This window comes from Hymenobacter antarcticus, from assembly GCF_039539545.1.
Lineage (GTDB): Bacteria > Bacteroidota > Bacteroidia > Cytophagales > Hymenobacteraceae > Hymenobacter > Hymenobacter antarcticus.
In genome coordinates this window covers 1-26,496 of the sequence record NZ_BAABDI010000030.1, presented here as the reverse complement: position 1 = coordinate 26,496, position 26,496 = coordinate 1, and the positions used below count along the sequence as shown (strand labels likewise).

The following is a 26,496-nucleotide window of genomic DNA, read 5'->3' as shown; positions in this document are numbered from 1 at the left end:
TAAAAAAAACATTACATTTTATACTTTTATTTACTAATATAGTAGGGATAAGCCTATTGTCAAAACTAGGAGAAGCGTAAAGATGATGAATCATAAGAAACTTAGGGAACTTTAGTCTTAGATTGAGTTATTTATTTTAGAGTGTGAAACTCAGGCTTCGAAGGTTGCCTCCGACAAACGGAGATAATTGTACAGCATGACCAGATGAGATAAATAGTAATTAAAAGTATATAAATTACCGATATTTTAAACTTATTTTTACTAAAATTTAACAGAAAATATTCACTACTATTGCAGCACAAGAACCCGTGAACAATATATACTCAAAGCATGCCGAAACTAATAGACTATCCCCGAACCAACTACACCGGAGCGTGGGAGCTCGCTGAAATCACGGACGACACTGGTGGAAAATCTACTATAGAAACCGCTGCTCGAAAGCTGAACCGGAAAGTCAGTGGCTCTTTTAAAGCCATAATAGGCTCCGCGGTAAAATTCGGCTTGATAACCAGCAAACGAGAGATGTTGACGACGACAACGCTCTTTAAACGCATAAAGCACGCCTACGACAAGCAGGAAGAACTTATGTTTCACCGTGAGGCCTTCCTTACTCCTCCCCTTTTCACCCAGCTATGTCGAAAGTTTCGTTCTCGTGAACTACCGGTACAGATGCTGGACGTAATGCTAATGCGAGAGTTTGGCGTGGAGGAAATCAACGCACAAGGCGTTGCAAAAGCGTTTGTGGACGGTGCAAGAATGGTCGGGCTGCTAGATGAACACAACACTATTGCAGATATAGATGCCTTGACGACGAATCAGCTCCCCCGCCGACAGCTGGCAACACCGACCCCACCAATAACAAATTATCTACCGGAAGCAGGAAAAGCGGAGTTAACCTCTTTTGAGAAAGCATCTGGGAAAAACAGAACTGAGGAACCATCAGAAACACTCTACCCAGCGAATGCACAAATGACTCTGGAAAAACTGGGACAGGGAAATAACAGACTGGAAAATATGGACCAAAATACCAGTCAGGATGCAATTGCAAGCTTATTTGGAATCTTGGGAAATGAATCTACAAAGCCTCCAGTACGGCCCCAGGCTGCTGCAGAAGCTGCTATTCCAATAGCGCGGTCTCCTCTCATAAAACCCAGGGAATCTTCACTCCGGGACGCTGCTCATAATACCCCTGGACCAGCAAATACGAGCTATGAAATTCGAATAAATGGACCCGGCGTAAATACAATACTTTCCATTACTGAAGAAGAAGACATCATTTTAACCATTGCCTTACTGGAAAAAATCCGCCGACAAATCAAAGCAAACAGGGCTGACAACACCTGAATAGCTTTCTAAAAGCAGAAAGTCGGGATGGATTGCCTGACCGTACTAGAGCGCAAAATCACTAGCGTAACGCCCAACAGCAGGAGTTGCGCAAACGAAAAGCCCGGTATTGTATTTACCGGGCTTTTCGTTTGCGCAACTCCTGCTGTTATTAACCCTCAGTAAGGTGCCTGGTATTGGGCAGACGGTGACGCTCCTGTAAAACAGCAATAACCTCCGACGTGGGTACACCAGCAGCCACGAGCAGCACCAGCAGATGATAGAGCAAGTCAGCAACTTCCCCTGGCAGAGTATCGCGCTGCCCCCCAACGGCATCAATAACCGTTTCGATGGCCTCCTCTCCTACTTTCTGCGCAATTTTGGCCATGCCTTTATTGAACAAAGAGACGGTGTAGGACGTGGGTGCCTGCTCTGGGAATTGCTGCCGATGCACTATCAAACGCTCTAAAGCGGCCAAAAACCCGATGGGTGCCACCGGGGCCTGCAGCTGCTCCGGCTGCTCGAAGCAGCTGGTTGTACCGCGGTGACAAGTGGGGCCAGTTGGGATGGCCCGAATCAGCACGGTATCGGCATCACAATCGACGTGCAGGCTGACTACGGTGAGGAAATTGCCACTGCTCTCACCCTTGGTCCACAGTCGATTTTTGGAACGGGAAAAAAATGTGACCCGGCCCTGCTGCTGCGTTTGGCTCCAAGCTTCTGCGTTGACATAACCCAGCATGAGAACCTGCCCGGTGTCAGCATCCTGTACAATGGCGGGCGCGAGGCCGGTAACCGGGTCAAAACGCAGCTCGGCGGCGATGCCAGTAACAAAAGAAGAATTCATGAGTCTGAAGTTGGCAAACCACTCAGCAAAGTAGTGAGTACGGTAGCTATAAACGATGAGTACGTTCAGCAGTTCCTCGGCAGGAGTTACAAACGCACGGGAATTCCGGCGGCGTGCAGATACTGCTTGAGAGCTGGCAAGGCGGTTTCATTGAAATGAAAAATACTGGCGGCCAAAGCGGCATCGGCACCACCAGCCTGGAATACGGCGGTGAAGTCTGCCGGTTGGCCGGCTCCGCCGGAGGCGATAACCGGGACCGGGACTGCCTCGCTCACGGCCCTGGTCAGTTCCAGCGCGAAACCGGATTTGGTGCCGTCGTGGCTCATCGAGGTCAGCAACAACTCTCCCGCGCCCAGATTGGCGGCTTCGCGGCACCAGGCTACGGCCTCGCGGCCGGTGGCCTGGGTTCCGGCCCGCGTCATCACCTGCCACTGGCTATCGACAAGGCGGGCATCAACCGCCACCACGATGCACTGCGAACCGAACCGCCGGGCCAGGTCGGTAATAAATTCCGGCCGGGCCAGGGCCGCCGAGTTGATGGAAACCTTATCGGCCCCACTCAGCAGCAGGGCCTCCACGTCAGCCACCGTCCCAATGCCACCACCCACCGTGAAGGGGATATCCAGCACCCGCGCCACCTCGCGCACCAGCTCGGTGAGGGGCTGGCGGCGCTGGTTGGTAGCGGTGATATCAAGAAACACCAGCTCATCGGCCCCTTCACGGGCATAGCGCGCCGCCAGGGCCACGGGGTCGCCCGCATCGCGCAGCCCTTCGAACTGGATGCCTTTTACGGTCCGGCCATCGCGCACGTCCAGGCAGGGAATCAGTCTTTTCTTTACCACGAGTTGTATAACGAGAGTTGTTGAGATATCGGACCTTATAGAAAAGTCCGCAAATCGGCGAGCGCAATAGTGCCTTCGTAGAGCGCTTTACCGATAATGGCCCCGTGCATGCCCGCTTCGGCCAGTTCTTCCAGGTCGGATATGGTGGTGACCCCACCGCTGGCCACGAATCGGGCCGCCGGGAACTGTTGAACCAGACGACGGTAAGTGGCCAGCGAGGGGCCCTGGAGCAGGCCATCCTTGCTCACATCGGTACAAATAAACGTAGTGCCGCCAGCCGCCAGATAATCAGCAATGAAACCGTCGAGCGTCAGCGTGCTTTTGTCGACCCAGGCATTTATGACGATGTGCTCGCCCTTGAAATCAGCCCCCAGAAAGACGGTATCGGCCCCGTGACGAGCCATCCAGGCCTGAACGGTAGCCGGCTCGCGCACCGCCACACTGCCCGCAGTGATGTGGTGGGCACCAGCCGCGAGCACCTGCGCCAGGGCCGCATCGGTCTGAATTCCGCCCCCGGCGTCAATATCCAGCGTAGTACGGCTGGCAATGGCTTCCAGCACCGCCAGATTTACGGGGTGCCCGGCGCGGGCCCCATCCAGGTCGACCAGGTGCAGGCGACGCAAACCAGCATCGGCAAAGCGTTGGGCTACCGCCACCGGGTCGGCATCATAAGTAGTTTGCCGGGCAAAGTCGCCGGCACTCAGCCGCACGCATTGGCCGTTGATGAGGTCGATGGCTGGGATAATTTCCAAGACTAAAAATCTGTTTGACGGTGATGTAAACCTACAAGGCCAGGAAATTGGCCAGGATGCGGGTGCCCACGGCTCCGCTCTTTTCGGTGTGGAACTGCACGCCGTGAAAATTGCCATGCTGCACCGCCGCGCTAAACGGCGCTGGATGAGCGGACTGAGCCGTAGTATAAGCTCCCACCGGCGCGCAGTAGCTATGCACGAAATAGACGTGGTCAGCTTCTGTAAGGCCGGCAAAAAGAGGCCCTTGCAGGGCTTGCAGATTGTTCCAGCCCATATGCGGCACCTTGTGCGCCGAATCGGGCACAAAGCGCTGCACCCGGAATGGCAACAAGCCCAGCATTGGGGTATCGTTCTCTTCGCTGTGCTCCCCCAACAGCTGCATGCCCAGGCAAATACCCAAAAAGGGCTGGGTTAGGGTGGGCAGCACACGGTCCAGGCCAGCCTCCCGCAAAGCTTGCATGGCAGAGGAAGCTTCGCCCTCCCCGGGGAACAACACCTTGTCGGCCCGGCGCAGGACTTCGGGGTCGGCGGTGAGAATGGGATGGGCCCCCAACCGTTCCAGCGCAAACAGCACCGATTGAACGTTACCCCCTTTGTAATCTACAACTGCAATTTCCATCAGCTACAATCGGCTAATTCACAATAACACTATTATTCAATTGAATAATATTACACATTTCAATCAACGAGTCTTTTCTAAAGGATTCCCTTCGTGCTGGGAATCGCGGCCGACTCATCCCGCTGCAAAGCCATTTTGATAGCCTTGGCCACTGCCTTGAAAATCGCCTCAATTTTATGGTGCTCATTATCGCCGGTGCAGGAAATATTGAGCGTGGCGCGGGCATTGTCGGTGAACGACTTAAAGAAGTGAAAGAACAATTCAGTCGGCAGGTCCCCTACCCGCTCGCGCTTGAAATCGGCTTCCCATACCAGCCAGGGCCGGCCCGAAAAGTCGATGGCCGCCTGGGCCAGGGCTTCATCCATGGGTAACAAAAACCCGTAGCGCGCCAGTCCTCGCTTGTCGCCGAGCGCCTGCGAGAAGGCCGTGCCCAAAGCAAGAGCAGTGTCTTCAACGGTGTGATGTTCATCAATGTGCAAATCTCCCTTTACACTTATGGACAAATCGACACCGCTGTGACGGCCCAGCTGCTCCAGCATGTGGTCGAAGAAACCGAGCCCGGTGTGGATGTTGGTTTGTCCGGTTCCATCGAGGTTGAGGCGGATTGCGATTTGCGTCTCGTTGGTGTTGCGTTCGATGACCGCGACCCGGGTCGGGTAGCGAAGAAATTGGTAAATGGCATCCCAGCTGGTAGTGGTGAGCGCGGCGGTGGGGTCAGGCTCCGCTCCTATCAGAATGGATTTTGAGCCCAGGTTAACGGCGAGCTGCACATCCGTCTGCCGGTCGCCGATGACGTAGGAGTTGGCCAGGTCGTAGGCATTGGCGGGGTCCAGGTACTGGCCCAGCAGCCCGGTGCCGGGCTTGCGGGTTGGCAGGCCTTCGTGCGGAAAGCTGCGGTCGATGTGCTCGGCGGCAAACACTACCCCCTCCCCGGCCAGAATATCCAGCATCAGCTGGTGGGCGGGCCAGAAGGTGTTTTCGGGGAAACTGGCAGTACCCAGGCCATCCTGGTTGCTCACCAGCACCAGCTCATACTCGGGCAGGTCGCGGGCAATGCGGGCCAGGGCATTGATGGCCCCGGGCAGGAACTGAAATTTATCGGGAGTGAGCGCGTCAATTTGCTGGCTGGGCTGCGGCTCAATAAGAATAGTGCCGTCGCGGTCGATGAACAGGGCCTTTTTCAAATCACAAAAACGATTAACAACAATGAATAATGGACTGCGCCCAGACTAAAACCTGCGCGCAAGCGCGGACGGTGCTAGCCGGCGGGCCCGCGCCCAATTTCGGTGAGCGCCTGGAGCAGTTGCTCATTTTCAACCGCAGTGCCGACCGTGAGGCGCAGGCAACCGGCACATCCAGGCTGGGTGGTCCGGTTGCGGACGACGATGCCCCGGGCGCGAAGCTGGTCATATACCGCCGTGGCATCGGTATTGAAGCGTACGAGCAGAAAATTCGCCTCTGAGGGAAACACTTTTGCCACGCCTGGCAGCTGGGGTAGCTGCCGGGCCAGGTCCTGGCGACCCGCCAGCAGCTCATCGCGCATCTGGTCCAGGCTTGGGGCCGTGGCCAACGCGGCCAGGGCATGCTGCTGGGTGGCGGCAGAGATGTTGTAGGGTGGCTTTATCTTATCGAGATAAGCAATGAGGGCCGGAGCGGCGTAAGCTACCCCCAGGCGCAGGCCCGCCAGGCCCCAGGCTTTGGAAAAGGTTTGCAGCACCACCAGGCGGGGAAACTCCTCGAGCCGGGTAGTCCAGCTGGGGGCATCGGCGAAATCCGCATACGCCTCATCGACCACAACCAGCCCTTTGAAGGTGCGCAAAATGGTTTCGAGCGCCTGCTGGGCCAACAGATTACCGGTTGGGTTATTGGGCGAGCACAGAAAAACCAGCTTGGCCGTGGATGCCGCCAGTACCTCGGCAGCATTGGCCGGGAGCTGAAAATCGGACGTGAGCAGCAGGCGTTCCACCCGCACGTCGTTGAGATTGGCCGCCACCTCGTACATGCCGTAGGTGGGCGGGCAGATAACAATGTGGTCGTCCCCCCCCGGCGTACAGGTCAGACGCACGAGTAAATCAATGGCCTCGTCGGAGCCGTTGCCCAGGAAAATCTGGTTGGGGGCCATCCCTTTCAACCGGGCCAGCTCAACCTTAATGGCCCGCTGGTGCGGGTCGGGGTAGCGGCTGAAATCATCGGGCCCCACCGAACCCAGGCTGTTTTCATTGGCATCGAGCATCACCGGGGCCATGCCCTCAAATTCATCCCGGGCCGATGAATAGGCCTGCATCCGCTCCACGCTGGGCCGGATGAGGCCGGCGTACGGATTGGCCGCAGCAGCGGCCCCAACGGCCGATGAATCCTCATCGGAGGTAGCCAATGAGGCGAGCCGGAGCGTAACAGCGCGGGCGTGCGCGGCCAGGCCCTCGGCCTCCGCCATGGTTTCCACCACTGGCCCCAGGGCCCGCAGGCCCGTGGCCGACAACCGCTGGAAGGTGATTTTCCGGATAAACGAATCGAGGGAAACACCGCTGTACTGGCGGGCGTAGCCACTGGTCGGGAGCGTGTGATTGGTTCCGGAGGCATAGTCCCCCACGGCTTCGGGCGTGAGGTGGCCCAAAAACACTGAGCCGGCATTGGTGACTTGCGCGGCCAGCGCTTCCGCGTTGTCAGTAGCCAGAATGAGGTGCTCCGGGGCGTACTGATTGGAAAAGGCCAGCATGGCGGCGACGTCGGGCAATAGAATAGCCCGGCTGTTCTCAAGCGCCAGGGCCGCTACGTCGCGACGCGGCAGCGTGGCCAGCTGGCGCGTGGTTTCGGCCTGCACCTGTTCGAGCATGGCTGCCGAGGTGCTGAGCACTACGACTTGCGAATCGGGGCCGTGCTCTGCCTGCGAGAGCAAATCGGCCGCTACGAAAACCGGATTAGCCGTTTCATCGGCGATAACCAGCACTTCCGAAGGGCCCGCCGGCATGTCGATGGCCACCCCGAACTCCGCCGCGGCCAATTGCTTGGCGGCCGTGACGTAGCGGTTGCCGGGGCCGAAGATTTTATCGACTGCCGGCACCGAAGCCGTGCCCAGCGCCAGCGCCGCAACGGCCTGGGCCCCACCGGCTTTCACTACCGTCGAAATACCCAGCAGCCGGGCCACAAATAGGATAACCGGGCTCACCGTGCCATCGGACTGCGGCGGAGTACATACCACTACCTGCGGGCAGCCCGCCAGCCGGGCCGGCACGCCCAGCATGAGCAGCGTGCTGAACAGCGGAGCCGAACCGCCCGGCACGTACAGGCCCACGCGCTGCACCGGCACGGCCCGCCGGCTGCAAAACACCCCCGGCATGGTTTCAACGCGCAGTTCGGGTTCCCGCTGCGCGGCGTGAAAGGCTTCGATATTGGCCTGGGCCTGCCGGATGGCGGCCTGCAAATCGGCCGGAACCTGGGCCAGGGCGGCGGTGAATTCCGCCTCCGAAACCAGCAGGCTGGTCAGGGATGCTTTATCAAGCTCGGCGGCCAGCGTAAGCAGCGCGGCATCGCCCTGCTCTCTTACCTGACCAAAAATGGCCCGTACGCGGGCGGCCACCTGGGGCGCCTCGCCGGCCGCGGCCCGCTGCTGAAGGGCAGACCAGGAACTGGGAATGGGGTTGGAATAGAACTGCATGGGACGACCAGACTAGGAAATCATCTTTTCAATGGGCAATACCAGGATGCCTTCGGCCCCAACGGCCTTCAGCTGGCTGGTGATGTGCCAGAAATCATCCTCCTGCACCACCGATTGGACGGATACCCAGCCGGCTTCGGCCAGGGGCGTCACGGTGGGCGACTTGATGCCCGGCAGCAGGCGGCGCACTTCTTCGAGGGCCGAGATGGGCGCGTTGAGCAAAATATATTTGCTGCGCTTGGCCCGCCGCACGGCCTGCATGCGGAAGCGGAGCTGCTCGAGCAGGTCGGCCTGTTCGGCCGTGAGGTTGGGCTGGGCGATGAGCACGGCTTCGGAGCGAAACACGGTTTCTACTTCCCGCAGGCCGTTGCCGAGCAGGGTCGAGCCACTGCTCACGATGTCGCAAATGGCCTCGGCCAGCCCAATGCTGGGGGCAATTTCGACCGACCCGCTGATGGTGTGCAGATTAGCCTGCACGCCCTGCTCGGCCAGGTAGCGACTCAGAATGTTCGGGTATGAGGTAGCAATATTCTTGCCCTGCAGGCTGGCCACCGAAGCGTAGCCATCGGCGCGGGGCACGGCCAGGCTCAGGCGACATTTGCTGAAACCCAGGGCTTCTACTTCCAGATTGGGAAAACCGGCTTCGACCAGTACGTTCTGGCCCACGATACCGAGGTCGGCCACGCCGTCCTGCACGTAGCCGGGAATGTCGTCATCGCGCAGAAACAGGATTTCGAGCGGAAAATTAGTAGCTTCAGTTTTGAGCTTGTAGGTGCTGCTGATGAAGTTGATGCCGCATTCACGAATGAGGGCAAGCGAGTCCTCGCTGAGGCGACCGGACTTTTGAATAGCTAAACGGAGCATGGAACTGGAAACAAGCGGGGCGCACACGGGTGCGAACAAATACACGACTGGCGCACTGGCCAGCGGTGAAATTTCCCGGAAATTGAAAAGATTAGGCCCGGCGCAGATATACTCCGGGGCGCGGCGGTGGAGACTCGGGCAGCGGGTGCCAGACTAGCACCCGGCGTACGGCCCGGCCTCCCACAGATGGTGGTGATGATGCACGCCCGCAACTGCCCGACGGCCCGTGAGCGGGGCGGCGGCAACAGCACAAACAAAGGCGGAAAAGGTGGTCATCGGGCACAAAGGTATAGCGAAAACGCCATCGGCAAGCACAAGCAAAGCCAATTTCTGTCGCGTAGCTACTACCGAAATCGGAACGAAAGGTTTTGCGGCAGCAAAAAGCAGCTTTGCAGGGAAGTAGCGTACTTGCCCTGAAATTTGCATCAAATGACTCCATTCCTTGATTTTCTTCATCGTATTCAGCCCATTAGCCCGGCTTTGGCGCAAGCCATTACGGCGGCGGCCGTGCGGGAAAATTTACCGGTCCAGCACCTGCTGCTCCGGCCGGGCCAGGTAGCCCGGCGGTTGTATTTCCTGGAAACCGGCCTGGTGCGGGGCTACACGCTGGTGCACGGCCGCGAGGTATCGTCGTGGTTCATGCAGGCCAACGACTTCGTAATTTCCATCGTGAGCTTCCTGACGCAGCAACCTTCCGCCGAGTACCTGGAGCTGCTGGAGCCCTCCGCCGTGCTTTCCATTTCCTTCGAACAGCTCCAGGCGCTCTACCGCGACTTTCCCGAGTTCAACCTCACCGGGCGGCTTTTGATTGAGAAGTATTATGTGCTCAGCGAGCAGCGGGCCCAGCACCTGCGCTCCCGCACGGCCACCGAGCGGTACGAGTTGCTGCTGCAAAGCTTTCCCACGGTGTTTCAGCGGGTGGCGGTGCAGCACATCGCCTCGCATTTGGGCATGGCCCCGGAAACGCTGAGCCGGCTGCGCAACCGGCTGGCATAGCGAGGGCGGCGGGTAGCGAAAATGATAATTGTCATGAACGTGCGGAAGTGCGCATACGAGCTTTGAGGCCTCATTCTCCTCAACTCCTTCAACGTGTCACAACGCAAAACCGGCTGCCTCCTGGTCTTACTTCCCATCGGCTTACTCTTGTACTTGGCTTACCTCTACATCGACGTTTCGGTGCGCGACAGCTATTCCGGGCAATGGAACTCGGCCAATTCGGTTGCTGCCCGTGAAAATGGGGTGTTACTCCGCGAGTATGTGGTGACTCCCCGTGTTATCCGTTTCGAAAATTACCGCGTCGAGTTCACCGACTGCTGGGTTGAAGAGCCAACCCGCATAAGTCACGATTTTATCTTTTTCCGAAACGTAACCAAGCTTGGCGGCTCCCGACTGGTGCTCAATTACCAGGGCCAGCGGCTGGCGCCCGACCCCGACTCCAGCGAGGCTATGCTGGTACTGGGCGGGGAAGGCTACGGCCAGGATGTGGCCGCCTCTAAATACGATAAACAGCCTTACCGCCTAGCCTACCAGCAATTCATTGCCCTTCCCCCCGTCGTCAGCGAACGAAACGACACGCTCTACTTTAGCATCATTCGCAGCTGGCAGGACAAGCGCCAGGCGTTAATCAAGGTCTACCCCAAGCCTAAAACCGGGCAATCAATCGCAGGTTCACCACGCGCTGCGACAAGTAGCTCGGCACCGAATACGTTACGCCGTTCACGTCCTGCAGGTAGCTGTAACCGGCCACATTATTAGCAGCCAGCACGTTGAGGATTTCAAGGCCCAGCCACAGGCTCTCGAAACTGTAGAAATGCGCTTTGGGAGCGTTGTTGTTTTTCAGGCCAACAACCTTGGAAAAACCCAGGTCGACCCGCTTATAGCTGCGCTCCAGGGCATTGGTGCCGCGCAAATCGGGCTCGCTGGGTGGGCTGAACGGCAGGCCGGTGCCGTACACGATGTTCACATAGCCGCGCACCGAGGGGTTGTTGGGCAAATGGTCCTGAAAGAAAATGCCCACGTTCAGGCGCTGGTCCTGGGGCCGGCGGATATATTCCTTGGCCTCGCGGCCCGTGGCCCGACCATTGGCATCGCGGAGCGTAGTCGAATCCCCGGCCAGGTTTTCCTGGGTGGTGAGCACCCCGAGGCTGAACCACGACTCGGAGCCCTTCACAAACTCCCCGCTCACGCGGGCATCGAAACCGGCCGCGTAGGCGCGGGCGTTGTTTTTAGCGAAGTAGCGCAGCCGCACGTTGTCGACATCGTAGGGGACCACATCGGTCATGTGCTTAAAATAGGCTTCGGTCGAGAGCTTGAACGGCCGGCCGAACTGCTGAAAATTAATCTCCTTGCCCACGATGAAATGGTAAGACTTCTGGGCCCGCAGCTCAGGGTTGAGGGAGGCCTGCTGTACGCCGAGACGCACGGTCTGCTGGTCGCGCAGCTCGCGGTAGAACGGCGGCTGGTAGTACACGCCCACGGCCGCCTTGAATGAGCGGTTGGGATGCCGGCGGCTGATTTGCGAGAACTGCACCCGCGGGCTGATGACGAGCTGGCCGTTGGTGGTCCAGTAGTGGGCGCGGGCCCCATAAGTAAACGTCCGCAACGAATCCAGGGCCCAGGTATCCTGGATAAAACCCTGACTGCGGGTACTGAGCAGGCTCAAATCGGAGCGCAGGCGCAGGCGGCGGGCATCGGGCACGAAGTCGGCCGAATCGGCGAAGCTATACTCGTCGAGCGTATCGCTGATTTTTTCGCGGCCCACTTTAGCCCCCCAGCGCACGGTGTGGTTGCCGCCGGGCGTCCAGCGCCCGCGGGTTTCGGCGGTGAAAATGCGAGCCGTGAGAAAGTTGCGGGAGTGCTTGAACTGCGAGCCAATGTCGCGCTGCCGCACCGCCTGGTTGAAATCGGGCGAAGTCGGGTCGCGGTTGATTTCGGCAAACGTGTAGGCCGCTTCCACATCGCGAAACTCCGACTCCCGCGAAATCAACGCCGAGCCCAACAGCTCCATTTGCAGGTTCGAGGAAAAATCGTGCTTCAGGTTGAGGCCAGTCTGATAGGTATCAAACTCCATCCGCTCGCGCCCCTCGTAGCCGATAAAAACCCGGGTAAACTGGTTGGTACCGGTCGAAAACGTGGCCTGGCCGGTTTCGGGCGAGAAGCGGTAATCGTTGTGCGCGATGACTCCCAGCAGCCCCAGCGTGGTGCGCTGCATGTCCTCCTTTTTGCCTAATCCGATATTGACAAAAGCCTGCGCATCGTAAAAAGTGGGGTTGTAGCCGCCCTGCTGCTGCCGGAGCGAGCTCAGCACATACTGCGCATTTTTGTAGCGCACCCCGGCCAGGTAGCTCACGCGGCCATTGGCCGAACGCGCTTCGGCGTGCGCCGCGCCACCCACGAGGCTGCCCGTGAGCGAGGCCGCGAATTTTTCCGGCGTTTTGTAGTCCACGCTCAGCACCGAGGCCAGCTTATCGCCGTACTTCGGCTGCCAGCCGCCGCTGCTAAACTCCACCTGCTTCACCAAATCCGGGTTGATGAAGCTCAGCCCCTCCTGCTGCGCCGAGGTAACGAGAAATGGCCGATAAATCTCGAAACCATTGACGTACACCAGGTTTTCGTCATAGTTGCCGCCGCGCACGTTGTAGGTGCTGCTCAGCTCATTGTTGGATACAACGCCCGGCAGCGTCTTCAGAATGGCGTTGAAATCGCCAAACGGCGACGGAATCTCCTTGGCCGAGCGGGGGTCAATCCGCGTGACGCTGACCTGCTCGCGGGTATCGGCCTGGTCGGACCGGCCAAAGACCCGCACGCCGCCCAGCGCTTTGGTGTCGAGCCGCATGGTCAGGCGCAGCGGGCGGACAGCATCGGCGGGCAGCCGTAGTGTCTGGCGTAGCGTGAGGTAGCCCAGCCGGCGCACGACCAGCACCACCGACTGGCCGGCGGCCGGCACCCGTACCTGCAAGGTAAATGTGCCTTCGGACGTGGTGTTGGCCCCGCCGGGCTGGCCTTCCACGCCCACGGCTGCCAGCTCCAGCGGCAGCCCGTTGGCATCGCGCAGGCTACCCGTGAGGGTGACTATCGCTGCCGTTGTCGCCTCTGCCGAACCGACCGTCTGGGCCAGCACGGCGGTATCGGCTAGTGTTACCAGCACCAGACTACCCGCCAGCACAAGGCAGGCACCTGATTTTTTCGACAATAAAGACACGGACGGCAGACTCGGCGTAGGAAGTTTTTTCACGAGGGCAGGAACGAGCGAACGGCGCAAACTATTGCCGGCGGCCACCGGCCGGAGTGTCCATTTCCAGCCCGGCCAGGTGGTCGCGCAGGCTGGCCAGGGTAGCTACCGGCCCTTCGGGAGCGCTGAACACAAAATTTCCCGCCACCAGCACGTCGGCCCCGGCTTCCACCAGCGGGCCGGCATTGGTCATATTCACCCCACCATCCACTTCAATCAGGGCATCGGAGCCGGCATCAAGCAGCAGCTCTTTCACCATAGCCACCTTTTTCAGGGTATTGGGGATGAAGGTCTGGCCTCCGAAACCCGGATTGACCGACATTATCAGGACCAAATCGAGGTCGGCCGCGATGTCTTCGAGCAGCGCCACCGGCGTGTGCGGGTTTAGCGCCACGCCGGCCCGGCAGCCCAGCTGCTTGATTTGCTGCACAACCCGGTGTAAATGCGGGCAGGCTTCGTAATGCACCGTAATGATGCTGGCCCCGGCATCGCGGAAAGCCGACAGGTAATGCTGCGGCTCCTCAATCATCAAATGCACGTCGATGGGCTGCTTGGCGTAGCGGGCCACGGCTTGCAGCACGGGCAGACCGAAGGAAATATTGGGCACGAAACGGCCATCCATCACGTCGAAGTGCAGCCAGTCGGCAGCGCTGGTAGCCAGACGCTCGGTTTCGGCTTGCAGATTGGCCAGGTCAGCGGCCAGAAACGACGGAGCCAGCAAGGGGGCACGGCGGGTTGAGTTCATGGGGACGAAGATACGGCCGGCGCGCACTCTCCAAACGCGGCCCGGCCGGCGCTCCGGCTCTACTTTTGCAGCACTGCGGCGGTGGCCTTTCGTTGTGACTTGGCCAGCCTGCCCTTAGTTTCCTTTTAACTTTTCGCGTCTCGTGCCCCACCTCGTTCCCCTTCTCATCCGCGGTATCAACAATCTCTCCGATGCCCGCTACTGCGCCGGCATGGGTGCCGATAAACTCACCTTTATTCTCGACCCCGCCCTGCCCGGCCACTTGGATACCAAGACGGTGAAGGAGCTGGCCGGCTGGATTGCCGGAGTTGAATTAATTGGTGAGTTCGACCAACTCAGCTCACATGAAATCAACGCAATATCCGCCGAGTGCGCGCTGGATGCCGTCCTGCTTCACACCCCCCGCACGGCCGCTGAACTGGCCGAAATTGCCCCGCCTGTGTACCTGGAGTTTCCGGCCGATGCCCCGGCGCTGGCCCAGCCTCTCCCCGATTCGTTACTGGGTCTGGTAGTTGAATTACCGGCCACGGCATCGGCCGAAACGCTGGCTGCCCTGCGGCAAATTGCCGGTGAGCGGCCGCTCTGGCTGGGCCCCGGGTTACTCCCCGCACGCGCCCACGAGCTGGCCACGCAGCTGCCGCTGGCCGGCCTGTCCTTCCCCTCGGGAAACGAAGTGAAGCCCGGCCTGCGCGATTTCGACCAGCTCGAAGCGGTATTCGAAGCGCTGGAAATCGACTAAATAGTCGTTCAAAAGCAAATGGGTTGTCAGTTGCTCGTTGTTAGTTGTCAGTCAGACGATTGCCATCCTGCCAACAACTGACAACTAATGACTAACAACTTAATTTCCGGCGTATCAAATGCCAAAAGCAACGCCCCGGCGCAGACGAAACCAACCAAAGGTTTTCGTCTGTGCCGGGGCGTTGCTTCTAGCGAAAGTGGGACTTTACAAATCTGCCAGTCCCAGATGCCGGTCATTACGTGAGCCGGAACTGCACGTACTTTATCGGAACGCCAATTGCGCGGTATTTCCCTTCAAAGTTGGTCTGAATGGCTTGGGCTTCGGTGAATTCCAGGTCCGTTTCAGCGTACAGGTCCCGCGTAAGCCGCTCAATCGTAGTACCGGGACGCGCCGCCAGGGTTTCCAGCGTGAATTCGAACAGACCCTCGTTATCGGTCTTGAGATGTAGCAGGCCGCCGGGAGTTAACAATTGTTCGTACAAGCCCAGAAAGCGCGGCGAGGTCAGGCGACGCTTGATGTCGCGGTCGCGCGGGCGCGGGTCCGGAAACGTAATCCAGATTTCGCTGAGCTCGCCGGGGCCAAACTGAGCAGCCAGCTCTTCGGCTCGCATTCGCACGAACCCGACGTTGGTCAGACCCATTTCGGCCGCGCGGCTACTACCCCGCCAGATGCGCTCGCCCTTAATGTCGAGACCCAGAAAATTGCGGCCGGGATGGCGCTGCGCCAGTCCCACCGTGTATTCGCCCTTACCGCAACCGACTTCCAGCGTCAGCGGATGCGGTTCCTGAAAGAAATCGGTGCGCCAGCGGCCGCCGAGCTGTTCGTATTCGGGCTTGCCCGGTTCAATAATGTCAGGTCGGATAGCGTTGTCGGTAAAACGCTGAAGTTTAACGCGAGGCAAATCAGTAAGAATAAAAATGGGAAACAGCAGTGCGCGGCAGAGGTCGGCTCGCAACCACTGTCAATAGGTTAAGAATACAACTCTTCTACTTCGGCCACCACAAAAGTGCTGCCACCAATAAAGACTACATCATCGGCCGTTGCCGCCACGCGGGCCGCCGCCACTGCCGCCGCTACCGAACCATGCGCCTGGCCGTGCAAGCCGGCCGCGGCCGCCATGGCCGCCAGCTCTGCCGCCGGCAAAGCCCGGGGAATATTGGCCGCACAAAAGTAAAACAGGCCTTCAGTTGGCAGCAGAGCCAACATTCCGGGTACGTCCTTGTCGTTCACCGTCCCGATTACCAAATGTAAACGCTGGTGCGGCAGGCGGCGCAGCTGCGTCACCACCATTTCCAGGCCGGCCGCATTGTGACCGGTATCGCACACCACCAGCGGGCGGCGGCCGATAATGCTCCAGCGCCCGCGCAGCCCGGTGAGGGTCGTGACCTGGCGCAGGCCGGTGCGCACCGCCGCCTCGGTGATGCGGAAGCCCTGGGCGCGCAACTCGTCGAGCGTGGCGAGCACGCCGGGCAGGTTGGACTGCTGGTAGTCGCCGGGCAGGCCCAGCTCGGCGTTGGGTAGGTAGGGCCGGCCGTGCTGGGTGATAGCCAGCGGCCGCAAGCCCGTTTCGGGCGAAGGCTCGGCGGCGAAACTCGCCTGGTAAATCTGGTCGGCAACTACCAGGTGCGCCAGCTGGGCAGTGGCCTCCCGTTGAAATACCAGGGCCACCTCAGGCTGCGTCTGGCTCACCACCACCGGCACCCCTTGCTTGATGATGCCTGCTTTTTCGCCCGCGATTTCGGGCAGCGTATTGCCCAGCAGCGCCTGATGGTCAAAACTGATGTTGGTGATGAGCGAAACCAGCGGCGTGATGATGTTCGTGGAATCGAAGCGGCCGCCCAGGCCCACTTCCACAACGGCCACATCCACTCGCTGCTCGGCGAAGTAGGCAAAGGCCAGCGCCACGCACATTTCGAAGAACGAAGGCTGCACTTCCGCGAACAGCGGCCGCCAGCGGGCCACCCATTCCACCAGGTATTCGGGCGCTATTTCCTGCCCGTTCACCCTGATGCGTTCGGTGAATTCGCGCAAATGGGGCGATGTGTAGAGCCCAACCTTATAGCCGGCCGCCTGCAACACCGCCGCCAGCATATGGGAGCTGCTACCCTTACCATTGGTGCCCGCCACATGCACGCTGCGAAACTGCCGCTCCGGGTGTCCCAGCGCCTCGGCTAGTACCAGCGTGTTGCCCAGCCCCTTTTTGTAGCCAGCCGCCCCCACCCGCTGGAACATGGGCAGTTGGTCATACAGGTAAGCCAGGGTTTCAGGATAAGTCACGAGCGGTTAGGTAATAATGGCAGTGAACCTGCAAATTAACGCCAGCAGCACTGCATTTAAAGAAAAAGCCCCGTGTCTGGCTGGCAGAGCACGGGGCTTTTTACTGTTATCGAGCCGATTATCGAACCGAAAAGCGGAAGGTGTAGAAGCCGGTTGCGCCACCCGCCGCGCTGTTCGTCTTCACGAAGTTGGCATTGAGCAGCTTATCACGGCAAAGCTTTTCCTGGGCAGCCGAAACGTTACCCGACACTTTTGTCACGGCTTCTACTTCTCCATCAGTAGATATTTTAATCTTGAATCGAACGACGCCCGACTCATCGTCAATTGCCGCCACGTTGGGCGTACTATCGAACCGCCAGCCACTCATCTCCAGTCCATTGCCATCTCCCACACCTCGGCCGCGACCCCGGCCGCTGCCACCGCCGTCGCCGCCATTGCCATACAGGGCCGTGGCATCGAGCGTGCCATTGGGGTCGCCCTGGTCGCCCACGGTGCCGGGGCGGTCACCATTGCTATTGCCTGTGGGGGCATTACTGGTGCCATTAACGCCGTTGCCGCCGCCGGTGGCGCTGCCTTTAGGCGAGAACGCGACGGCAACTTTGCGCGGCGCTTTGGGCACCACTTTCACTTCTTCCTTGGCCGGAGCCGGGGTTTCGACGGGGGCGACCGAAACCGGGCTTTCGTCGGCTTCGCTGGTAATTATTTTTTCCTGCGAAGGCGGCGTGAGGTCGGGCGTGGCCGTGGCTACGGGGCGCGGCTGCGGGTCGGGGCTGGCAATGGGCGGGCGACTATCCTCGCGGTTGCGCGAGTCGTTGGCCGGGGCCATGCTCTGGATATCGCCCGAGCCCGCGGGGTCGAGGCCGTAGTTCAACTCTACGCCATCGCCACCACCCAGCGCGGCCAGCGGCGGGTTTGGGCCCTTGAAAACCATGAAGATGAAGAGCAGCAGCAGGAGCCCATGGACCACCAGGGTACCAATCAGGGCCTCGCGGCGGTGCGGTTCGGGATAATCAATTGCCATGGACGAAGGGTGCGTAGGTGCGACTGATTCTGCCTATTTACTGGCCGCCTGCTGTGCCTGCGTGGCCATTACCATTTTCAGCTTCAGCCGGTTACCAATCTCCAGAATGTCAACCAGCTTCTGAACGTTCAACGAAGCATCAACGCGCAGCACCACGGTGGGCTGTACCTCGGTGGGCGCGGTACCAACTAAGGCCACTAGCTCCTGCTCCACGGATGCCGGGGTTACGGGCTTTTTGTTCACGAAATACTGGCCCGCCGCATCGATGGATATGGTGATGGGCTGCTTCATCACCTGCTTACTCGATTTAGCATTCGGCAGCAAGAGCTTAATAACGTTGGGGTTAACCAGCGTGGAGGCAATCAGAAAAAACAACATCAGAAAGAACATGATGTCATTCATGGCCCCGGTTTCGACGTGCGACGTGAGACGATGACGGCGGGATAGATTCATTTTTGGGAATTATAAATTTTGAATTATAAATTATAAATTTTGAAAACAGAATCAGACTTGTGGTCTATCCTCAATTTATAATTCAAAATTTATAATTTATAATTCCCCCTAATTGTCCTGGAGGATATCCATAAACTCAATTGCCGAGTTCTCCATCCGGAATACCATGCGCTCAACCAAAATGCTCAGCCAGTGGTAGCCTACGTGGGCAATGATGCCAACAATGAGGCCCGTGGCCGACGTAACCAGCTTCACATACAGGCCATCGGCAACCTGGGGGATACCGAATTCTTTAGTAGCCGCGATGGAATAGAAAATCTTGATAACGCCGATAATCGTGCCCACGAAGCCAATCATCGGCGCGATGCCGGCGATGATGCCCAGGATGCTGATGTTCTTTTCAAGGCGGGCGATTTCAATCTTGCCCACGTTCTCCACGCTGGTTTCGATTTCCTTCAGGGGAAGGCCAATGCGGCGCAGGCCTTTTTCGACCATGCGGGCCAGCGGCGAGGGCGTTTGGGCACAGAGCAGTTTGGCTCCGGCCAGGTCGCCCTTCACCATGAGCGAGCGAATACCCGCCATGAAAGCATCGGGGTTGCCGGCGGCCTTGCGGATGGTGAAGTAGCGCTCGATAATGATGTAGCCCGACAGGATGGACAGGGCTACCAGCGGAATCATAATCAAGCCCCCGCGCATCAGCAGGTCGATGACGGGGACTTCGGAGTTTACAATTGGAGCAGTGGTGACGGCGGTATTGAGACTATCGGCAGCGGCAGGAACCACTTGCAGGAGGAATACGGACATGCGGACGGTTAAAATTTCAACGTATTGTAATCACAGTGGGTGCTCACGCGCAGGCGCTGGGCTTCGCGCTGGGCCGATACCAAATCAGGGTAATCGGCGGCCGTGAGACGGAACAACCGGCTGCCATAAGGCGGCAGGATGATGCGGGAAGCGTGCCCCGTGCGAGCCAACAGCTTGCGGCCCTTCTCAGCGCCGGCCAGGTTGCGATAGGCTCCGGCAATAACATAGTAACGGCCGGTACGGGTTTTAATTGTCGTGGTAGCCAGCTTGGCCGGCGCTTTGGGCGCGGCGGGCGCTGCTACTGCGGGCGCGGCAGTAGCGACGACAATTTCGGCAGGAGCAGTTTCGGTGAGTTTGGCAGGCACTGGCGCAGCGGGCTCCGGCGCAGCCGTGACGATGGCAGCAGGCTTGACAGCTACGGGAGCGGGCTCGGGCGCGGGCTCGGGCGCGGGCTCGGGCGCGGGAGTCGAGGCAGCCATTTCAGGGATGGAAACCGGGGTTTCTACGGGTGTCATCCCTTCGGTGCCAATCGGGGCCGAGCCGAAGTCGTGCTGGCCAAGCGTGGCCTGCTGGGGCTCGGTGAGGGTGACAACCGTGGCCGGACGCGTGGCCCACTCCCACTTGGGCAGCTGGCCGCGCCAGTTGCCGGACAGGCTCGCCACCTGGTAGTTGGCCATCAGGAAAAGGCCGGCAGCTACCGCAATGGCCCCGGCGGGCAATATTTTCGTCCAGCGCGAGCGGCGGGTAGCCGTGCCGCGCAATAACGGCTGCGGACGCTTGAGGCGGGCATCATTGGCGCGTACCGGGCGGGCGGACAACTCGGGCAGTCCGTAAGCCGAAGCCAGCAGGTTATCCGTCCCGGTGTATTCAAAAGCGAGGCCCCGGCCCACAGCGCGGCGGAAAATGCCGATGCCCGGCAACTCGGTGCGGTTGGTTTCATCGAGCTCGCGCTGCAGGCCGGCCACGGCGGTACGCACCGTCTCGCGGGCCTGGGCAATGGTGAGGCCGAGGTGCGCGCTCAGGGCATCAACTAATAATCCGTCGTTGCGGGTAAGGGCCTGATTAAAGGCTACCAGCTTGGTGGGCGGGCTCAGAGCCTGCCGGCCGGGCTGGGCGCGGGCCGCGGAAACGTCGGCCACAAGGCCCCCAAAATCCGGGATTATCACGCAGTCGTGGTCACGGAGCAAGGGACGGATGTGGTCGGCGAGGTGCATGAGACAGTTAAAAGCTATGAGTTAAAAGCCATGAGTTAATTGAGCGCAAGCGTTGCCTTTTTAGCAACTAACATTTTCACCCTTAACTCTTAACTCTTAACTCAAAATGTATAAGTAGCGCCTCCCAATACGTTGATGCCCTTCACGGGATAGCCGTAGAAGCGCTGGTACTGACGGTTGAGAAGGTTGTTACCCATTACAAAGATGGATATTTTTGGCGTAATGCGGTAATCGGCGCGCAGATTAAGGTCAACCAGCGGGTCGGTAGCGCGATAGAAATCGGCCACCCGGGCAGCGCCCACGGTAGCGGCGGGCCGGTAGCTGATGCCGTAGCTGGCCGCCATGAAATAGCCTTCCACTCCCACCATCAGCTTGTCGAACACATTATAGGTACCGAACACCGAACCCTGAAACTCGGGGCGATGAAAGGGCTGCGGCAGGTTTTTGAGGGCGTACTTATTATAGTCGAGCCGCGTGCCGAGGCGGAATTTTTCGGCGGCGTTGTACAGCACCTCGCCGTGGATGTTGAGCACGCCGGTGGCGTTCTGGTCATACACGAGGTCGAATTTGGTGGGGTCGACGGGATTGTTGAGGTAGAAGTACAGGTTGCGGTCGCGGGCGTAGGTGGCCTTCACGTTGAACTCCAGGCCCCGGGCGGGCGTCGAAGTGAAACCGGCGTAGATGGTGGGGCCGCGGTGGGTGTCGGCCACGTTCAGGCCCCGGTTCAGCCAGGGGTTTTCGGTGCTGAGGTCGTAGCGAGTGACGCGCTGCATGGAGCCGCCGAGGCCAGCATAGACCATAAACTTCTCGGGCTCGACGGTGTAGCCCAGGCGCACGGCCGGGTACACCACGGTTTTGCTCACGCTGGTGGCCGTGTCGGACGAGTAGCCCAGCGTGGCCCCCAGCGAGAAGGCGATGCGCTTGCTCAGGAATTCGTAGGCGGGCGTGGCCTGCACGAAAGTGCGGGTGCGCGACAGCGCCGCCGGGTTGGGCTGCGCCAGCGTGACGGCCGCCTGGTCCTTATCCGAGATGAAGGAGGCATCGGCGGCCACGGTTACGCGGCTGGTTTCGCCCAGCGCGTAGCCAACTTTGGCATTCAGCCACACATCGTTTTCCGAGGCCGCGAAGTTGTCGGCCCAATAGCGGTAGCCGAGGCTGGCATCGTATTGCAGCTGTTGCGCGGGGTCGCGGTTGTGGGCGTAGGCTTTCACGCCGACGCGGGTGAACACCTGCTTGATGTCGGCCGACTCGGGGGTGATGGCCGGGCCGCCGTTGGCCGCCTTTTCGTAGCCGTAGAAATTATACCGCTCGCGGCCCAGGTCCAGATTGGCCCCGAAGGCGGCGGTGCCCCGGTACAGCTCGCCCATGAGGTGGGCGCTGGTTTCGGACATGCGCGAGTTTTTGCCATCGACCGGCCCCTGAATCGAGCTGATATGCCTGAGGTCGAGGCCGTAGGCGTGGTCGGTGTTGCGGGTGCTGTGGAAATAGCCCCGGCCGTAGAAGGTACCGTAGTTGCCAATGGCCGCCTTCACGAAGTTGCCGGTGAGCGGCGCGGGCTCCTCGGCCCGGATGGTCAGCACTTTTACCGATGGCGTGAGGCGGTCGGCCGGCAGGCGAAAATCGGGGAAAGTATAGGCCATCTTGCGCTCGACTTTGGGCGGAGCGGGCAGCTTTATTTTATTGAAGTTCCGGGTCGCTTCGGGCAGCTGGTTCACCCGCTCCTTCACGATTTCAATCTCGGCTTCTTCAATGCTGCCCTTGTATTTGCCCTTGGTGGGCTGGGCCTGCGCTACGGCGACGGGCACCGCCGTGGCCACCAGCACGGCCGCCAGGGCCACACCGGCCGCTAAGCCACTACGCCCGGCAGACTTGGAATCAGTATTCAACAAACGCTTCATCAGCAAATGGGTTTCTATGAGGAAATACGCCGGGCCTAGCGCTGGGTGGTATCGGCCGGGGCCGTGGTGGTGCCGCGCAGGTTGGTGCGGGGCACGGCGGCTTTGCCCTTGGCCGGGGCGGGCGTGGCCGCCGGTTTGGCCGGGGCGGGTGCTTTGGCTGGAGCCTTGGCCGGCGCTTTGGCGGGCGTTTTAGCCGGCACGGCCTTGGGGGTAGTGGCGGGCGCCGCCGGCTCGTCGGGCTGGTCGGCCCCCAGGGTTTTGAGGCGCTGCTTAGCGGCCTCCACGATTTCGGCTACCGGGAAATTATTGTCGATAATGGAATTGAGCGTGCCCCGGGCCTGGAAGTTGTCGCCCTCAGCGGCGTACACCTCGGCCACCAGCAGGAAGGCCCGGCCCTGCCACAGGGCGTAGTTGCTGAAGTCGGAATTGACTTTCAGGGCCGCTGCTTTGGCTTCCTCGTTCTTCTTCTGTTTGAAATAGGTTTCAGCCAGGTAATACTGGGCTTCGGCGCCGTTCACATCGTTGGGCGCGGCCGCGACGGCGGCGGTCAGCTCGGTAGCCGCCTGGTCGTAGCTCTCGGCCCGGAAGCTGGCTTTGCCTAAGTAGAGCAGCGCGGCGTTGGTGGCGTTGGCAGTGGCCCCGGCCTGCGTGCGCAGCTCCTCGGCCACGCGGCGGGTGCCGGGGTAGTCGCCGGCTTCGTACAGGCTGCGCATCTGGCCCAGGGTAGCGTTGGCCACCTCGCGGCGGTTGGTGCTGGCCCCGCGCAGGCGCTCGTAGTAGTTGGCGGCCTCGGCGTAGTGCTTATTTTCAAACTCCAGGTCGGCCAGGCGGCCCACGGCGCGGTTCACAAACTCGCTCTTACCCTCGGTCACTACCGCTTGCAGGCGGGTTAGGGCCTGCTGCTTGTCGCCGGTTTTCAGGTAAGAATCAGCTAGGAAGAACCGGGCATCGGACCCCAGGGCCGAGGCCGGGTACTGCTTCAGATACGATTCCAGCCGCAGAATAGCCGGCGGGTATTTCTCCGCCAGATACAGCGACTTCGCCGCTTCAAACTCCACGCTCTCGGTAGCCTTGCTGTCGGGATTCTGGATTTTAAACGAAGCCAGCGCCGCGTCAAATTCTTCGGTCCGGCCCAGGGCCGCGAGGCTTTCCTGCAGGTTGTAGAGGGCCTGCGAGGCCGCCTCACTGCGCGGGTACTCGGTGAGCACGCGCTGGAAATCGGCCACGGCTTTTTCCTGCTGTTGCAGGTTGGCGTAGGCCACGCCGCGCTTTTGCAAGGCCTGCGGAATTAGCGGACTGTTGGGCCGGTTATCAATCAGGCGGGAGAAGCCGGTAGCGGCCGGCTGGTAGTCGCCCGCCTCGAAGGAAAGCTGGGCCTGCTGAAACACGGCATCCTCGGCGTAGCGCGAGCTGGGGCTGGTTTTGAGCAGGGCGGCCAAGGTGCTGTTGGCTTCCTCGCGGCGGCCCATTAGGCCCAGGGTGCGACCTTTTTGGTAGTAGGCGTAGTCCTTATCGGCCGCGTTGGCCGTGATTACTTTATCGTATAGCGTGAGGGCCTGCGGGTAGCCCTTGGCCACGTAGTACGTATCGGCCAGGCGCAGGGTGGCGTCGTAGTAGTTGGGGTCCGAGGGCTTGGCGTCGGTGTCGTTGAGGAACGCCTGGAACTGCGGCCGGGCGCGGTCATACTGTTTGGTGTTGTAGTACGCGTACCCCAGACCGTAGCGGGCCTTCTGCTCAAAATCAGCCTCTTCGGGGCTCACGCCGCCCTGGCGGGCCGAGCGGGCTGCCGCCACGTAAGCCGTAATAGCATCGGGATACTGCTGGCCCACGCTGTAAATCTCCCCGCGCAACACCTGCGCGGCGGCGCGCAACGCATCGTCGGCCGGGTATTTCAATGACTTATCCAGCAGCGGCAGCGCGGCCGAATAATTGCCGTTATTATAAAGAGTAGCGGCCTGCGAGTAAGCCACGCGCTGGTAGGTGGCATCCAGCCTGGCGCTGCGGTCATCAATGCTTTCGAGGTAAGCCAGCGCCTGCGCATAGTCGGTCGACGACAGGAAGCTGGTACTCAGCAAATCATCCACGGTGGGCTGGTTTTTCGAGCGGGGAAACTTCTTACGGAAGTCCTTGAGCACGCTGATAACCTCGGGCTGGTTGCCCAGTTCGTACTGCACCTGGCCCAGCTTGAGGGTGGCGTTTTCGGCAATGCCTTTATCGAAAGTGGCCTGGCGGGCGGCCTCGAAGGCCGTCACGGCCTGGGGCTTCTGGTTGGCCTGCACATAGCTCAGGCCGAGGTGGTAGGCGGCGTTCTGCCCCAGCGAGTCGCGGCGCACGGCCACGTTTTTCAGGTTGGCGATGGCCCCCGGGAAGTCGCCCATCTTGTAGTTGGCGAAACCAATCTTGTATTGCAGCGCCGGCTCAATCTTGTTCTTATGCCCGGTGGCGTACTTATCGAAATATTCGGCCGCTTCTTTATACTGCTCCTTCTGGTAGTACGCATCGCCCACCAGCAGCTGGATTTCGTCCGAGTTCTGGGGCGGCGGGGTATTTTGCAGCGCCTTGGTGGCGTAGCCAATCAGACCGTCGTAGTTGCCTTCCTTGTAGTAAATCTGGGTCACGATGGCGGGCACCACCGGCCGGTAGGCATCGTTCTGCTCGGCCACGGCCAGGTCGGCGCGGGCGGCGGCGTAGTCGCCGGCGCGGTAGCCGAGGTAGCCGGCGTAGTAGGCGCTGGCGTATTTATACTGGCTCTGCACCTGCTTGTTGCGGTCGAACAGCAGGCGGGATTTTTCGTAGTCCTTCTGCTCGAAATAGCTGTAGGCCAGCTTGAAATCGGACTCGGCGCGCTGGTCGTTGCCCAGGTTGTCGGGCGCTACTTTGGTGAAGTAGCGAACGGCCGACTCGTAGTTTTTCTGGTCGAAGTAGAACTTGCCCAGCTCGAAGTAGGCCGAGGCCGCCTGCGGGTGGGCCGGGTGCCGGGCGGCAAAATCCAGAATCAGCCCCTCCGCGTCGGGATGCGAGAGGTAGAGGCCGCTCACGGCGTAGTAGTACTCGGCATCGGCGGTGCGGTCGCTGGCGGTGGGTCCGGCCTGGCTGCTGTGCACCGGCTCGATGGCGAGGTAGGCCCGAAAGGCTTCCTGAGCCGCGCCGTACTGGCCGCGGTCAAACAACTCCAACCCTTCCTGAAAGTGCCGCTCATCGGAGGCAAAAACCTGGGTTTGCTGGGCCTGGGCAGCCAGGGGTGCCGCAGCACTCAGGGTGGCGGCCAGCGCCAGCCGGGGAAATAGCTTCATGTAAATACCTGTCGTGGAGGGGCCGCACCGGGCCCGGGAACTCGCCAAAAGTAGCGATAAATGCCCGTAGGTTGCCCAGCTAACGCAGAAATGGCGGTTTCATTGCCTCACCTGACCTTAATGGTGTAAGGTACGCGCAGGCGAAATGTGGTGTCTTGCCCGTAGATGACGGCGCGGATGCGGCCCTCCCAATACGCAAGGCCCGGCGGGGAACCCGCGGGCACCCGAAACGCAACGTGGCCGCGGCCGTCCGGACCGACACGTATGGGTTGGCCATCGACAGTAATGGAAAGGGGCCGACCATTTAGAACATCGGTTAGGTAAAGCTCAGCCTGGTACAGTTCCCCCGGTGCAACGGTCTTAGACTCCGGCACCGCATGTGCTTCTAGCCTTATCATGTAATTGTGCCATGTGGAGCCCAGTTTACCCGCCTGATTTTGCAACGCAACAGCTTCGTAGGCGCGCACTGCGGCCACTTGTTGGGTCAGCAGGGCCACGGCTTCCGCAACGGACTGACGGCCGTAATAAAAATCAGGTCTTGCTACAGCAGCCGCCAACTCCGCGTCACGGGCAACCGCATCGGCCAAGGTACTCGGAGCTGGCACGAAGAGCCGGAGGTGGCGCATATACCGCACCTGCTGCTGCCGTAACTTTTGAGCCGGACCAACGGGGTCAGCCGGGCGCAGCACTGCTTCCACCTCGGTTTCATGGCCCGCATTCAGAGCCTTGTTCGGTTGTTGGTTCGCCCGGGCCAGCAACCGGGCCCGCACGGCTAGCAAAGAATCGGCTAGCTGTATGGTCCCGGAGTATGGTGGGTCGGTTCTCGAATAAAGCTACTAGGATTTTTCCGCCATTCCGCACAAACAAATTCGTAGGGTGTCAATCCCTTGAGCCGTTTGAGGCGTTTGGCAAAGTTGTA

General features: G+C 60.0%; 23 protein-coding genes and 1 pseudogene. 4 read left to right on the top strand and 20 right to left on the bottom strand.

Annotated elements, in window-relative coordinates:
- The first annotated feature begins 330 nt into the window (after positions 1 to 330).
- Entirely contained in the window at positions 331 to 1,344 is a 1,014-nt protein-coding gene (locus tag ABD819_RS17375) for a hypothetical protein (RefSeq protein WP_345126318.1), read from the top strand.
- Positions 1,345 to 1,495: 151 nt separating this feature from the next.
- Here ABD819_RS17375 and hisIE read toward each other — a convergent pair whose 3' ends face one another.
- The 8 genes from hisIE to ABD819_RS17335 all read right to left on the bottom strand — a co-directional run bounded on the left by hisIE (position 1,496) and on the right by ABD819_RS17335 (position 9,358).
- Positions 1,496 to 2,170 (bottom strand): bifunctional phosphoribosyl-AMP cyclohydrolase/phosphoribosyl-ATP diphosphatase HisIE, encoded by a 675-nt coding sequence (hisIE, locus tag ABD819_RS17370; protein WP_345126316.1) that lies wholly within the window; start codon positions 2,168 to 2,170, stop codon positions 1,496 to 1,498.
- A gap of 86 nt (positions 2,171 to 2,256) precedes the next feature.
- The gene (hisF, locus tag ABD819_RS17365) at positions 2,257 to 3,012 is read right to left on the bottom strand and encodes an imidazole glycerol phosphate synthase subunit HisF (RefSeq protein ID WP_345126315.1); all 756 of its coding nucleotides are present in this window, start codon (positions 3,010 to 3,012) and stop codon (positions 2,257 to 2,259) included.
- A 35-nt stretch (positions 3,013 to 3,047) separates the two neighbouring features.
- Entirely contained in the window at positions 3,048 to 3,764 is a 717-nt protein-coding gene (locus ABD819_RS17360; protein WP_345126314.1) for a 1-(5-phosphoribosyl)-5-[(5-phosphoribosylamino)methylideneamino]imidazole-4-carboxamide isomerase, read from the bottom strand.
- A 31-nt stretch (positions 3,765 to 3,795) separates the two neighbouring features.
- Positions 3,796 to 4,383: an imidazole glycerol phosphate synthase subunit HisH gene (gene hisH, locus ABD819_RS17355; RefSeq protein WP_345126313.1), complete on the bottom strand. Its 588-nt coding sequence runs from the start codon at positions 4,381 to 4,383 to the stop codon at positions 3,796 to 3,798.
- 77 nt (positions 4,384 to 4,460) lie between these two features.
- Positions 4,461 to 5,567 carry a bifunctional histidinol-phosphatase/imidazoleglycerol-phosphate dehydratase HisB gene (hisB, locus tag ABD819_RS17350; RefSeq protein ID WP_345126312.1) on the bottom strand — a complete coding sequence of 369 codons (1,107 nt, stop codon included), beginning with the start codon at positions 5,565 to 5,567 and terminating at the stop codon, positions 4,461 to 4,463.
- Positions 5,568 to 5,641: 74 nt separating this feature from the next.
- Entirely contained in the window at positions 5,642 to 8,038 is a 2,397-nt protein-coding gene (gene hisD, locus ABD819_RS17345) for a histidinol dehydrogenase (protein WP_345126311.1), read from the bottom strand.
- Between the two features lie 12 nt (positions 8,039 to 8,050).
- Entirely contained in the window at positions 8,051 to 8,902 is an 852-nt protein-coding gene (gene hisG / locus ABD819_RS17340; RefSeq protein WP_345126310.1) for an ATP phosphoribosyltransferase, read from the bottom strand.
- Between the two features lie 153 nt (positions 8,903 to 9,055).
- Positions 9,056 to 9,358, bottom strand: a complete 303-nt coding sequence (locus tag ABD819_RS17335; protein WP_345126308.1) for a hypothetical protein — start codon at positions 9,356 to 9,358, stop codon at positions 9,056 to 9,058.
- A 24-nt stretch (positions 9,359 to 9,382) separates the two neighbouring features.
- Here ABD819_RS17335 and ABD819_RS17330 point away from each other — a divergent pair, with 24 nt between their 5' ends.
- The gene (locus ABD819_RS17330) at positions 9,383 to 9,898 is read left to right on the top strand and encodes a Crp/Fnr family transcriptional regulator (protein WP_345126307.1); all 516 of its coding nucleotides are present in this window, start codon (positions 9,383 to 9,385) and stop codon (positions 9,896 to 9,898) included.
- A gap of 153 nt (positions 9,899 to 10,051) precedes the next feature.
- Positions 10,052 to 10,657, top strand: a complete 606-nt coding sequence (locus ABD819_RS17325) for a hypothetical protein (RefSeq protein WP_345126306.1) — start codon at positions 10,052 to 10,054, stop codon at positions 10,655 to 10,657.
- Here the strand turns inward: ABD819_RS17325 and ABD819_RS17320 are convergent.
- A complete protein-coding gene (locus tag ABD819_RS17320) occupies positions 10,545 to 13,136 on the bottom strand; it encodes a TonB-dependent receptor (protein WP_345126305.1) in 2,592 nt (863 codons plus the stop codon). The two genes, ABD819_RS17325 and ABD819_RS17320, sit on opposite strands and share 113 nt — an antisense overlap.
- Positions 13,137 to 13,164: 28 nt before the next feature.
- Positions 13,165 to 13,878 carry a ribulose-phosphate 3-epimerase gene (gene rpe, locus ABD819_RS17315; RefSeq protein WP_345126304.1) on the bottom strand — a complete coding sequence of 238 codons (714 nt, stop codon included), beginning with the start codon at positions 13,876 to 13,878 and terminating at the stop codon, positions 13,165 to 13,167.
- Positions 13,879 to 14,020: 142 nt separating this feature from the next.
- Between rpe and ABD819_RS17310 the strand changes: the two genes are divergently transcribed.
- Positions 14,021 to 14,617, top strand: coding sequence for a beta/alpha barrel domain-containing protein (locus ABD819_RS17310; protein WP_345126303.1), 597 nt, complete (start codon positions 14,021 to 14,023; stop codon positions 14,615 to 14,617).
- A 235-nt stretch (positions 14,618 to 14,852) separates the two neighbouring features.
- On the opposite strand, the gene trmB is transcribed toward ABD819_RS17310, so the two are convergent.
- The 10 genes and pseudogenes from trmB to ABD819_RS17260 all read right to left on the bottom strand — a co-directional run.
- Positions 14,853 to 15,518 (bottom strand): tRNA (guanosine(46)-N7)-methyltransferase TrmB, encoded by a 666-nt coding sequence (gene trmB / locus ABD819_RS17305; protein WP_345126301.1) that lies wholly within the window; start codon positions 15,516 to 15,518, stop codon positions 14,853 to 14,855.
- 68 nt (positions 15,519 to 15,586) lie between these two features.
- The gene (locus tag ABD819_RS17300; protein WP_345126300.1) at positions 15,587 to 16,894 is read right to left on the bottom strand and encodes a bifunctional folylpolyglutamate synthase/dihydrofolate synthase; all 1,308 of its coding nucleotides are present in this window, start codon (positions 16,892 to 16,894) and stop codon (positions 15,587 to 15,589) included.
- 118 nt (positions 16,895 to 17,012) lie between these two features.
- Positions 17,013 to 17,915, bottom strand: coding sequence for a hypothetical protein (locus tag ABD819_RS17295; RefSeq protein WP_345126299.1), 903 nt, complete (start codon positions 17,913 to 17,915; stop codon positions 17,013 to 17,015).
- A 33-nt stretch (positions 17,916 to 17,948) separates the two neighbouring features.
- A complete protein-coding gene (locus tag ABD819_RS17290; RefSeq protein WP_345126297.1) occupies positions 17,949 to 18,368 on the bottom strand; it encodes an ExbD/TolR family protein in 420 nt (139 codons plus the stop codon).
- Between the two features lie 108 nt (positions 18,369 to 18,476).
- Complete coding sequence (locus ABD819_RS17285; protein WP_345126296.1) at positions 18,477 to 19,172, bottom strand: MotA/TolQ/ExbB proton channel family protein; 696 nt, start codon at positions 19,170 to 19,172, stop codon at positions 18,477 to 18,479.
- A gap of 8 nt (positions 19,173 to 19,180) precedes the next feature.
- Positions 19,181 to 20,386 carry an HU domain-containing protein gene (locus tag ABD819_RS17280; RefSeq protein ID WP_345126294.1) on the bottom strand — a complete coding sequence of 402 codons (1,206 nt, stop codon included), beginning with the start codon at positions 20,384 to 20,386 and terminating at the stop codon, positions 19,181 to 19,183.
- A 101-nt stretch (positions 20,387 to 20,487) separates the two neighbouring features.
- On the bottom strand, positions 20,488 to 22,284 hold the full coding sequence (locus ABD819_RS17275; RefSeq protein WP_345126291.1) for a TonB-dependent receptor: 1,797 nt from the start codon (positions 22,282 to 22,284) through the stop codon (positions 20,488 to 20,490).
- A 35-nt stretch (positions 22,285 to 22,319) separates the two neighbouring features.
- Positions 22,320 to 25,577 (bottom strand): tetratricopeptide repeat protein, encoded by a 3,258-nt coding sequence (locus tag ABD819_RS17270; protein ID WP_345126289.1) that lies wholly within the window; start codon positions 25,575 to 25,577, stop codon positions 22,320 to 22,322.
- Positions 25,578 to 25,684: 107 nt separating this feature from the next.
- The gene (locus tag ABD819_RS17265; RefSeq protein ID WP_345126287.1) at positions 25,685 to 26,164 is read right to left on the bottom strand and encodes a hypothetical protein; all 480 of its coding nucleotides are present in this window, start codon (positions 26,162 to 26,164) and stop codon (positions 25,685 to 25,687) included.
- A 200-nt stretch (positions 26,165 to 26,364) separates the two neighbouring features.
- Positions 26,365 to 26,496 (bottom strand): annotated as a pseudogene (locus tag ABD819_RS17260) (IS481 family transposase); the annotation flags it as partial.

Coding starts and splice junctions, on each gene's coding strand:
- ABD819_RS17295 (WP_345126299.1), bottom strand. CDS start 17,915: ATGGCAATTGATTATCCCGAACCGCACCGCCGCGAGGCCCTGATTGGT.
- ABD819_RS17275 (WP_345126291.1), bottom strand. CDS start 22,284: ATGAAGCGTTTGTTGAATACTGATTCCAAGTCTGCCGGGCGTAGTGGC.
- hisD (WP_345126311.1), bottom strand. CDS start 8,038: ATGCAGTTCTATTCCAACCCCATTCCCAGTTCCTGGTCTGCCCTTCAG.
- ABD819_RS17290 (WP_345126297.1), bottom strand. CDS start 18,368: ATGAATCTATCCCGCCGTCATCGTCTCACGTCGCACGTCGAAACCGGG.
- rpe (WP_345126304.1), bottom strand. CDS start 13,878: ATGAACTCAACCCGCCGTGCCCCCTTGCTGGCTCCGTCGTTTCTGGCC.
- ABD819_RS17375 (WP_345126318.1), top strand. CDS start 331: ATGCCGAAACTAATAGACTATCCCCGAACCAACTACACCGGAGCGTGG.
- ABD819_RS17335 (WP_345126308.1), bottom strand. CDS start 9,358: ATGAAGAAAATCAAGGAATGGAGTCATTTGATGCAAATTTCAGGGCAA.
- ABD819_RS17280 (WP_345126294.1), bottom strand. CDS start 20,386: ATGCACCTCGCCGACCACATCCGTCCCTTGCTCCGTGACCACGACTGC.
- ABD819_RS17285 (WP_345126296.1), bottom strand. CDS start 19,172: ATGTCCGTATTCCTCCTGCAAGTGGTTCCTGCCGCTGCCGATAGTCTC.
- hisG (WP_345126310.1), bottom strand. CDS start 8,902: ATGCTCCGTTTAGCTATTCAAAAGTCCGGTCGCCTCAGCGAGGACTCG.
- hisIE (WP_345126316.1), bottom strand. CDS start 2,170: ATGAATTCTTCTTTTGTTACTGGCATCGCCGCCGAGCTGCGTTTTGAC.
- ABD819_RS17270 (WP_345126289.1), bottom strand. CDS start 25,577: ATGAAGCTATTTCCCCGGCTGGCGCTGGCCGCCACCCTGAGTGCTGCG.
- hisH (WP_345126313.1), bottom strand. CDS start 4,383: ATGGAAATTGCAGTTGTAGATTACAAAGGGGGTAACGTTCAATCGGTG.